At 68.9% G+C, this 10,219-nt stretch carries 9 protein-coding genes; 7 read left to right on the top strand and 2 right to left on the bottom strand.

Annotated features, from left to right (window positions below):
- The first annotated feature begins 13 nt into the window (after positions 1-13).
- From pbpC to G407_RS31165, 5 genes are all read left to right on the top strand, one after another.
- Positions 14-2,134: a penicillin-binding protein 1C gene (pbpC, locus tag G407_RS0113220; protein ID WP_029031178.1), complete on the top strand. Its 2,121-nt coding sequence runs from the start codon at positions 14-16 to the stop codon at positions 2,132-2,134.
- 216 nt (positions 2,135-2,350) lie between these two features.
- Positions 2,351-2,812, top strand: a complete 462-nt coding sequence (rplM, locus tag G407_RS0113215) for a 50S ribosomal protein L13 (RefSeq protein WP_029031177.1) — start codon at positions 2,351-2,353, stop codon at positions 2,810-2,812.
- Positions 2,813-2,814: 2 nt separating this feature from the next.
- Positions 2,815-3,294 carry a 30S ribosomal protein S9 gene (gene rpsI / locus G407_RS0113210; RefSeq protein WP_029031176.1) on the top strand — a complete coding sequence of 160 codons (480 nt, stop codon included), beginning with the start codon at positions 2,815-2,817 and terminating at the stop codon, positions 3,292-3,294.
- A 149-nt stretch (positions 3,295-3,443) separates the two neighbouring features.
- The gene (locus G407_RS31765) at positions 3,444-4,493 is read left to right on the top strand and encodes an AbiJ-related protein (RefSeq protein ID WP_156917582.1); all 1,050 of its coding nucleotides are present in this window, start codon (positions 3,444-3,446) and stop codon (positions 4,491-4,493) included.
- 4 nt (positions 4,494-4,497) lie between these two features.
- Positions 4,498-4,794, top strand: a complete 297-nt coding sequence (locus G407_RS31165) for an abortive infection family protein (protein ID WP_084327513.1) — start codon at positions 4,498-4,500, stop codon at positions 4,792-4,794.
- Positions 4,795-4,809: 15 nt separating this feature from the next.
- Here the strand turns inward: G407_RS31165 and G407_RS27595 are convergent, their stop codons facing one another.
- Positions 4,810-5,049 carry a type II toxin-antitoxin system Phd/YefM family antitoxin gene (locus G407_RS27595; RefSeq protein WP_043539737.1) on the bottom strand — a complete coding sequence of 80 codons (240 nt, stop codon included), beginning with the start codon at positions 5,047-5,049 and terminating at the stop codon, positions 4,810-4,812.
- An 84-nt stretch (positions 5,050-5,133) separates the two neighbouring features.
- Positions 5,134-6,327, bottom strand: coding sequence for a YbfB/YjiJ family MFS transporter (locus tag G407_RS27590; protein WP_052341327.1), 1,194 nt, complete (start codon positions 6,325-6,327; stop codon positions 5,134-5,136).
- A 221-nt stretch (positions 6,328-6,548) separates the two neighbouring features.
- On the opposite strand from G407_RS27590, the gene G407_RS0113195 reads away from it, so the two are divergent.
- Complete coding sequence (locus G407_RS0113195) at positions 6,549-8,321, top strand: SLC13 family permease (protein ID WP_029031175.1); 1,773 nt, start codon at positions 6,549-6,551, stop codon at positions 8,319-8,321.
- Between the two features lie 61 nt (positions 8,322-8,382).
- Positions 8,383-10,074, top strand: a complete 1,692-nt coding sequence (locus G407_RS0113190) for a bifunctional GNAT family N-acetyltransferase/carbon-nitrogen hydrolase family protein (RefSeq protein WP_245259084.1) — start codon at positions 8,383-8,385, stop codon at positions 10,072-10,074.
- Positions 10,075-10,219 lie beyond the last annotated feature (145 nt).

Below are 10,219 nucleotides of genomic sequence, written 5' to 3'. Positions count from 1 at the left end.
GAGGAGGGGCGGCGTGCGCGCTCTCCTGCGCCGGCGAGGCGCGCGCCTCCTCGCACGGGCGCTCGCCGTCGCGCTGGTCGCGATCGGCCTCGCCGGGGCGGCGGGCGTGGCCGGCTACCGCCACTTCGCCGCCTCCCTCGGCCCGCTCGATCTCGCGCCCGCACAGGCGCGCTCCGTCCTCGTGCTCGATCGCGACGGGGCGCTGCTGCGCCCCTACGCCACGCCCGAGGGGCGCTGGCGGCTTCCCGTCGGCGTCGCCGACGTCGATCCGACCTATCTCGCCATGCTCCTCGCCTACGAGGACGCGCGCTTCCGCGCGCACGGCGGCGTCGACGGTCGCGCGCTCGCCCGCGCGGCGGGGCAGTTCCTCGCGAACGGGCGGATCGTCTCGGGCGGCTCGACGCTGACGATGCAGGTCGCGCGCCTCGTCGAGCCGCGTGCGGAGCGCAGCCTCGCCGCGAAGCTGCGGCAGATCGTGCGGGCGGGCGAGATCGAATCCGAGATGGGCAAGGACGAGATCCTCGCCCTCTACCTCACGCTCGCGCCCTACGGCGGCAATCTCGAGGGCGTGCGCGCGGCGAGCCTCGCCTATTTCGGGCGCGAGCCCAAGCGGCTCTCGCACGCCGAGGCGGCGCTGCTCGTCGCCCTGCCGCAGAGCCCCGAGACCCGCCGGCCCGATCGCTTCCCGGAGGCCGCCCGCGCGGCGCGCGAGCGCGTCCTCGATCGCGCGCTCGCCCGTGGCGTGATCACGGCCCGCGAGCGCGAGGCGGCCTCGCGCGAGCCCGTGCCGCAGGGCCGCATCGCCTTCCCGATGCTGGCGGCCCACGCGGCGGACGCCGCCCTCGCCGAGCGGCCGAGCGAGGACGTTCATCGGCTCACGATCGACGGCGCGCTCCAGGCGACGCTCGAGCAGATGGTCTCCCGCAGGCTGGTGCGGCTCGGGCCGGATCTCTCCGCGGCGATCCTCGTCGTCGAGAACGCGACCGGCGCGGTGCGCGCCCATGTCGGCTCCGTCGGCTATCTCGACCACGCCCGGCGCGGCTCGATCGACATGACGCGCGCCGTGCGTTCCCCGGGCTCGGCGCTCAAGCCCTTCATCTACGCACTCGCCTTCGAGACCGGGCTCGCCCATCCGGAAACGATCCTGGAGGATCGGCCGGTGCGCTACGGGGTCTACGCGCCGGAGAACTTCGACCTCGGCTACCAGGGCGCGGTGACCGCGCGCCGCGCGCTCCAGGAATCGCTCAACGTGCCCGCGGTGGCGCTGCTCTCCGAGCTCGGACCGGCTCGCTTCGTGGCGCGGCTGCGGCAGGCGGGCGCGCGGGTCGTGGTGCCGCGGGAGACCGCGCCGGGGCTCGCGGTGGGGCTCGGCGGGCTGGGCATCACGCTCGAGGACGTCGCGCGCCTCTATGCCGGCCTCGCCCGCGGCGGCTCGGTGCCGATCCTCGCCACCCGCGCCGACGAGCCTCCGGTCCCCGGCGTATCGCCGCCGTCCGTGGCGGACCCGGTGGCGGCCTGGTACGTCTTCGACGTGCTGCGCGGCGCGCCGGCGCCGGAGAGCGCGCTCGGCGGGCGAATCGCCTACAAGACCGGCACGTCCTACGGCTTTCGCGACGCCTGGGCCGTGGGCTTCGACCGGGGCCTGACGATCGTGGTCTGGGTCGGGCGTGCGGACGGCGGAGCGACGCCGGGCCTGACCGGCCGCAACGCCGCGGCGCCGCTCCTCTTCGACGCCTTCGCCCGCACCGGGCGCGAGCCGCAGCCGCTCGCCGTGCCGCCGCACGCGCTCCTCGTCGGCACCGCCGACCTGCCGCCCCCCTTGCGCCACATCCGCCGCGATCGGCCCAAGACCATCGCGGCCACCGCCGTCGCGCGCCTCGCCATCGCCTTTCCGCCGGACGGCGCGCGCGTCGATCTCGGACTCGTCGGTGCGGACGGCGCGCGCGAGCCGCGCCTCGCGCTCAAGGCCCAGGGCGGCGCGCTGCCGCTGACCTGGCTCGTCGACGGCATGCCGGTGGGCGCGGCGAGCCTGAGGCGCGAGGCCGACTGGCGCCCCGACGGCGCCGGCTTCGCCCGCATCACGGTGATCGACGCGGCCGGCGCGACGGACACGGTCTCGGTGCGGCTGGAGTGAGACCGGGCGCACGGTATCATGGTACGTATAGATGTGGTATCACGGTAGGAGCGCTTCGAGCCGTTGCGCTGCAAGGCTTTTGGCCGGGCCATTTCGTGCGAAAGGGCTTGACCGGCCGGTCGTTCGCGCATAGACACCGCCCACCTGCCGCCGGGTCCGCCCGGCGGCTTCTCGTTTCGAACGGGGCCGAACGGCCCCCCACAGGGAACCAGCGCGATGAAGACCTTTTCGCTGAAGCCCGCCGACGTCGAGAAGAAGTGGGTCGTGATCGATGCGGACGGGCTCGTCGTGGGCCGGCTCGCCTCGATCGTGGCGATGCGCCTGCGCGGCAAGCACAAGCCCGCGTACACGCCCCACGTCGATTGCGGCGACAACGTCATCGTCATCAATGCCGACAAGGTGAAGTTCACCGGCCGCAAGCGCGAGCAGAAGGTGTACTACCACCACACCGGCCATCCGGGCGGCATCAAGGAGCGCACCGCGCGCTCCATCCTCGAGGGCCGCTTCCCGGAGCGCGTCGTCGAGAAGGCCGTGGAGCGCATGCTGCCGCGCGGCCCGCTCTTCCGCAAGATCATGGGCAACCTGCGGGTCTACCCCGGCACGGAGCATCCCCACGAGGCGCAGCAGCCCGAGGTGCTCGACGTCGCGGCGATGAACTCCAAGAACGTGAGGATCTGACGATGGCGACCCTGCAGTCCCTCTCCGATCTCGGCCAGGCGCAGACCACGACGCCCGCCGAGGAGCGTCCGGTCCACGTCCAGAAGCTCGACCCCTACGGTCGCGCCTATGCCACCGGCAAGCGCAAGGACGCCATCGCCCGCGTCTGGATCAAGCCCGGCACCGGCAAGATCACCGTCAACGATCGCACGCTCGAGGTCTACTTCGCGCGCCCGGTCCTGCGGATGATCCTCAATCAGCCGCTCCAGCTCACCGGCCGCGTCGACCAGTACGACATCACCGTCACGGTCGCCGGCGGCGGCCTGTCGGGCCAGGCGGGCGCGGTGCGCCACGGCCTCTCGAAGGCGCTGACCTACTACGAGCCCGAGCTGCGCGGCGTGCTCAAGAAGAACGGCTTCCTGACGCGCGACTCCCGCACGGTCGAGCGCAAGAAGTACGGCAAGGCCAAGGCCCGCCGCTCGTTCCAGTTCTCGAAGCGCTGATCGTCCGGCCGTTTCGGCCAGCGGTTCAATGGGAAAGGCGGTCCTCCGGGGCCGCCTTTTTCCGTTCTGTGTTGATCGCTGGCTTGGGCGCTGCTTTCTTGTGGACATTGGTTTGGTGAGCCTACGGACTAACGCAATATCTGATATCTATGCGCGAGCATGGCATCTGCGACGAGAACGGTGGGCCCTCAACGACCATGTCTCTCAGTGTTCGACGACAAATAGAAGGTGCGCTGCCGACCGCCGCCGAAGTAGTTCGGGAGAAGGCGCAGAACGCGGCTCTTTCCGTCCTTTCCAGTGCGCAAATCGAAATTGTCCACTCGGGAGACGACAATTGGAACGGAGGTACAGAGCTCTGGACCGTTCGTCTTCGCATACCAGTTAAATCGTTCGTGCTGGTGGAAAACGAAATTGATGAGATTTCAAGTCAAATTGCCGGTGCTCTTTCAATCGTAATTGGAAAGGATGCTGGTTTTTGGGTATCCGTTGAAGTATGTCCGAGAAGTGCGACGGAAAGCCCCTATTCAGCATCCGGGGTTCTGAGTGCCAGGACCCGCGTCGCAATCCTGGATGAATTTCGCGCGAGAAAAATCGTTTGGTATGGAGCTCTCGACGACGTTAGATTTCTGGAGCGAATTTATGATCTTACGCAGATGCCATCGTACGACTCTCGTTATAGAGATGCTTACAGTGATATATATCAACATACAATCAATAATGATGATCACCCGCTCGACTGGGTCTACTCCGACCGCAGAATTAATCTTAAATCTGGAAGCCAGGAGAAATTTCTTGAGTTTGTTTGTCAAGTTGTACACCCGCTTGTTCGCACTGACCCAGAGGAACAAGATATTCTGGTGAGGGCGATCAATGCTCATTTAAACCGTGATGGTTGGGAGCTTGTTGAAGATGTTGTGATCGACGGTCGGCCGAATTTCGTTGCAGAACGCAAGGTACATGGCATTGGAATTGCAATCCAACGTGTCAAAGCTGTTTCTACTTCAATCGGGGCTAAAACGATATACCAGGAACTCGAGCGCTTGCAGCGAATTGGCGATGCGGATCCTGGCGCCGCGATCGGGATAGCGAAGGATCTTGTTGAGAGTTGCTGCAAAATAGTTCTGAACGATCGTGGGCGTAGCTTTCCCGGAAGGGGCAGAAATTCCAGAATTATTGAAACTTCTCCGAACAGTGATTAAGATCATGCCGCAGGAGATCCCGGAGGATGCAAGGGCGGCAAAGGAGATCCGAGATGTGCTTACGAGTCTTGGAAAGATCGCGCATTCGCTTGGTCCGATAAGAAACGCGTATGGCTCGGGCCATGGTCGCGGACGGAATTTCCGTGGACTTGAGCCAAGGCATGCTCGACTAGCTATTGGCGCGGCATCGACCTTTGTCGATTTCGTTCTGGATCGTCATATGGCTCTTTTCAACTGGGAGCAGAAAGATAAAGATACCACAAGCAATACTCCGAAGAAAAATGATAAAGCCGCAAAATAAACTAGAGAATTCTGATCATTCTCCTACGCTGTTTTGGCCGTCTAATTTGGCAACTGAGCCTGCGAGCCGCTCAAGGTTCTTTGATTGCTCGAGCAAATGGACGGTCTCAATAAGACCGGCGTAGTCCTCGGCCGACATTACGACGACAGACTCTCCGCCGGAGTGCGTGACGGCGAGCGGAGTGTGGGTAGCGCAGACCTCCTCGATCAGCTGTTCGAGGCAGTCCCGGAAATCGCCGCAGGTGATGCGCTTCATGGGCAGGCTCCCGTCCCTGAGCAAGAAGTGCGTGGATCGGCGCCTTCGGTCAAGGCGATTTCCCCGAAACCCAGCCGCGCGCCTTCACCCCCGCCCCAGCATCCGCACGGCCGCCATCGCCGCGACCCCTCCCCCCGCGAGCACCGCCGCGCCCGCGGCGAACAGCGGCAGGTGCGAGCCGCTCGACGCGAAGAGCGCCGAGAGCGCGTAGGCGCCCGCCGCCTGGGCGACGGCGAAGGCGATCGTCATCGTGCCGAAGAGCCGCGCCTGGGCCGGGCCGCTCGCGAGGCTCGCGGTCAGCCCGGCGGCGAGGGCGACCATGCCGGGCGTCAGCGCGCCGACGAGGAGCGCGGAGAGCCAGAGCGCCGCGGTCGCGGTCGAGACCAGGGGAAGCGCCACCGCAGCCGCCTTGACGAACAGCGCGCCGACGAGCGCGCGCCCGGCCCCGATCCGCGTCGCCACGAGCCCGCACAGGGGCGCGCCGACGAGGGCGCCGACGCCGAACACGGTCCAAGCGAGCCCGCCCGCCGCCTCGCCCCGGCCGAGCCCGCGGGCGACGAAGTCCGACAGGAAGAGCGTGTGCGGGACGAAGCCGGTGCCGTCGGTCGCGTAGGCGAGGACGAGGAGCGCCATGGCGATCGGCGCCCGCCGGGGCATCGCCCCGCCGGCGGGAGCGCCCGCTCCGTCCGGCCAGCGCCGCCAGGCGATCGCCGTGAGGAGGAGCGCCATGGCGGCCAGCGCGAGCCAGGTGGCGACGAGGCCGAGCGTGGCGAGCGCGGGCAGCAGCGCCCCGGAGAGCACGACGCCGATGCCCACGCCCGCGAAGACGATGCCGGAGACCCGGCTCTTCGCCTCCGGCGGCGTGCGGGAGAGGACGGCGGACGGCCCGAGCACCATGATCAGCCCGCCGGCCACCCCGGCGAGGAAGCGGAACACCGAGAGCCAGAGTGCACCCCACGGCGCACCCAGGGGGACCGCGCAGGCTCCCAGCGAGACGACGGCGAGGGCCAGCGCCGCGTTCAGGATCGCGCCGCGCTCCCGCCGGGCGGCGAGCGCCTGCGCGAGAAGGGCGCCGACGAGGTAGCCCGCGAGGTTCGCCGCGCCCGCGAAGGCGGCCTGCGGCGCGCTCACCCAGCCGCGCTCGACGAGGAGCGGCAGGAGCGGCGTATAGGCGAAGCGCGCGAAGCCGATGCCGACGAGAACGGCGAGCAGCGCCGGAAGCCACGGCGCGAGCCGCCCTCCGGCGGAGGCGCCGCGTGCTCCGATCTCGTTCGCCATGCGCGTCTCCCGCCCGTCTCCCAGGGAAAGGCGTAGGACCCGCGCGGTGCGACCGCAAGGCGCGAGACGGCAAGGTCGGCATGCTCCCGGCGCGTCTCCCGGGGCTTGCCCGGCGTGCCGATGTGTGTTCGAACATCCGCTCGAAGCGCGGCGCTCGCAGACGAGGCGACGCGCGGGAGGCCGTCGCCCTTGCCCGCTGCTCGGATCGGTCGGAACGGCCCATGACGGCGCCTCAGGTCATGATCCTGGCGATCATCGCGGTCGCGATGGGCCTCTTCCTGTGGGGCCGGTGGCGGCACGACCTCGTCGCCGTCGCCGCGCTGATCGCCTGCGTGCTCGCGGGCCTCGTGCCGGCCGAGGCCGCGTTCTCCGGCTTCGGCCATCCGGCCGTGATCACGGTCGCCGCCGTCCTCGTCCTCAGCCATGGCCTCGCCGCGAGCGGGGCGATCGACCGCGTCGTGCGGCGCGTCCTGCACGAGAGCGCCGGGGCATGGGCGATCATCCTCACCATGTGCGCGCTGACCGCGTTCATGTCCGCCTTCATGAACAACATCGGCGCGCTCGCGCTGATGATGCCCGCCGCGCTCGCGGCGGCGCGCCGGGCGGACGTGGCGCCCGGGCAGATCCTGATGCCGCTCTCCTTCGCCTCGATTCTCGGCGGGATGACGACGCTGATCGGCACCCCGCCGAACCTCATCGTCGCCGGCTTCCGGGCGAGCGCCACGGGCACGCCCTTCGGCATGTTCGACTTCGCGCCCGTCGGCGTCGCGGTCGCCGGCGCGGGCGTGCTCCTCGTCGTCGTGGGCTCGCGCTTCCTGGTGCCCGACCGGCCCCGCGGCGCCGGCCAGAACTTCGACATCGGCGCCTACCTCACCGAGGCGCGGGTGCCGGCGCGGGCGCGCGCCGTCGGCATGACGCTCAAGGAGGTGGAGGAGACGCTCGCGGCGGCGGAGGCGCAGGTCGTGGGCCTCGTGCGCGACAACGCGCGCATCCCCGCGCCGCAGAACTGGCGCAGCCTGCGCGAGGACGACATCCTCGTCATCGAGGCGGATTCGAAGAACCTGCCCCAGGCGCTCGCCAAGCTCGGGCTGACGCTCGAGGAGGACAAGCGCATCGGCGTGCGCGCGCTCGAGGCCGAGCACACGGTGATGGCGGAGGTCGTGGTCCGTCCCGGCTCGCCGCTGATCGGCCGCACCGCCCAGCATCTCAAGCTGCGCTCGCGCCACGCGATCAATCTCCTCGCCATATCGCGCCAGGGCCGCCGCTCGATCTCGCGGCTGCGGCAGACGCGGCTCGCGCCCGGAGACGTGCTGCTCCTCCAGGGGACGCCCGAGACGCTCGCCGACTTCTCCGCCCATTTCGACTGCGTGCCCCTGGCGGAGCGCTCGCTGCGGTTCCCCGCCAAGCGCGACGCCTGGCTCGCGACGGGCATCATGGCGGCCGCCGTGGCGGCGACGGCGCTCGGGGTCCTGCCCGCCGAGATCGCCTTCACGCTCGCCGCGCTCGCCTTCGTGCTCGGCTCGATCGTGCCGACGCGCGAGCTCTACGGCGCGATCGAATGGCCGGTGATCGTGCTGCTCGGTGCGCTCATCCCCGTCGCCGGGGCGGTCGCGTCCACCGGCGCGGCGGACGCGGTCGCGCGCGGGATGATGGGGCTGATCGGCGAGGGGAGCCCCGTTCTCGTGCTCGTCGGGCTCATGGTGATGACGATGTGCCTCACCGATTTCATGAACAATGCGGCGACCGCGACCGTTATGTGCCCGATCGCCATCGGGATCGCGGGCGTGATGGGCGCCAACCCGGATCCGTTCCTGATGGCCGTGGCCATCGGGTCGTCCTGTGCCTTCCTGACCCCGATCGGCCACCAGAACAACACCCTGATCCTGGGCCCCGGCGGGTTCCGCTTCGGCGACTACTGGCGCCTCGGCCTGCCCTTGGAGATCGTCGTCCTGTGCGTGGGAATCCCGATGATCCTCCTCGTCTGGCCGCTCTAGGATCGTCGCGAGGATCATGACGAGACCGCCGGCGCGCCCGGCGCAGAAGAGAGAGGCTTTCGTGACCGAGACCGCCGGCGACAAGACCCTGACGAGCCCGCGCGAGACCGCGCGGGAGGAGAGCACGGGGCCGGGCGTGAAGCGCGCGGCCGCCAAGGCCTCGAACGCGCGCTCCGCCAAGGCGCGGCAGCGGGCGGAGACGAAGCCCAAGCTGTTCGTGCGCCCCGCGCTCCTGAAGGACGTGCGCGCCATCCAGGCCCTGTGCCGGCGCGCCTATCCCTCGATGGAGCCCTACGCCCAGGCGCAGCTGCGCGGCCAGATCCAGATGTTCCCGGAGGGCCAGTTCGTCGCGATCTACGAGGACGAGCTAGTGGGCTATGCGGCGACCTTCCTCATCGACGAGAAGACCGCGCTCGCGCCGCACGACTGGAAGACCATCACCGGCAACGGCTTCGCCTCGCGCCACGACGACGACGGCGACGTCCTCTACGGTTTCGAGGTGATGGTCGACCCCAAGCACCGCGGCCTGCGGATCGGCCAGCGCCTCTACAACGAGCGCAAGCGTCTCGCCATCGACCTGAAGCTCAAGGCGATCGTCTTCGCGGGCCGCATGCCGGGCTACGCCAAGGCCAAGCGGCGCAAGCAGGTGGCGAGCGCGGAGGAGTATCTCGAGGCGGTGGTCGAGCAGGGGCTGCGCGATCCGGTCGTCTCCTTCCAGATGCGCAACGGGTTCGAGCCGCTGCGGGTGCTGCACGACTACCTGCCGATCGACCAGGAGAGCCGCGGCAACGCCGTCCATCTGGTCTGGTGGAACCCGGCGGTGGCACCGGACCCGAACGCCCGCGACACCAAGCAGCGCCGCCGGCCGCAGTCGACGGTGCGGGTCGCCTGCATCCAGTATCAGCAGCGCAAGGTGGACTCGTTCCAGGAGTTCGCCGACCAGGTCGAGTATTTCGTCGATGCGGTGGCGGACTACAAGTCCGACTTCTGCGTGTTTCCCGAGCTGTTCACGCTGCAGCTCCTCTCCATCGACAACGAGAACCTGCCGCCGGACAAGGCGATCGCACAGCTGTCGAAGTACACCGAGCGCCTCAAGGAGATGCTCTCGCGGCTCGCGGTGCACTACAACATCAACATCATCGGCGGCTCGCATCCGACGCGCGACGCGGACGGCGACATCATCAATGTCTGCTACGTCTGCCTGCGAGACGGCTCGATCCACGCCCGCGCCAAGATCCACCCGACGCCGAACGAGCGCTATTGGTGGTCGATCGTCGGCGCCGACGAGGCCGACACGATCACGACGGATTGCGGGCCGATCGGCGTGATGATCTGCTACGACAGCGAGTTCCCCGAGCTCGCCCGGCACCTCGTCGACCAGGGTGCGCAGATCCTCTTCGTCCCGTTCTGCACGGACGAGCGCAAGTCCTACCTGCGCGTGCGCTACTGCTGCCAGGCGCGGGCGGTGGAGAACCAGGTCTACGTCGCCCTCGCCGGCAACGTCGGCAACCTGCCCAACGTCGAGAACATGGACATCCAGTACGCGCAGAGCTGCATCCTCACGCCCTGCGATTTCCCGTTCGACCGCGACGGCATCGCCGCCGACACCACGCCCAACTCGGAGATGGTCGCCATCGCCGACCTGAACCTGGACACGCTGCGCCAGGCCCGCGCCAACGGCACGGTCCAGAATCTCCGCGACCGGCGCTTCGACCTCTACTCCGTGCAGTGGCGCAAGGAGAGGACGCGGTGAGATTTCCCTCCCTCTAGGGGGAGGGGAGTGCGCGCGAAGCGTGCCGGGCGCGGGGTCCGTGGATCTCGCGGCCGGCTTCGGCTTCGCCGAACACGCCCGGAGGCGTGCCCATTCGTCACCGGCTTCGCCGGCGCCGCCTTCCCCG

This window comes from Salinarimonas rosea DSM 21201 (assembly GCF_000429045.1).
GTDB lineage: Bacteria > Pseudomonadota > Alphaproteobacteria > Rhizobiales > Beijerinckiaceae > Salinarimonas > Salinarimonas rosea.
Note: the sequence above shows the minus strand (reverse complement) of the source record. Positions and strands in the feature narration are given on the sequence as shown.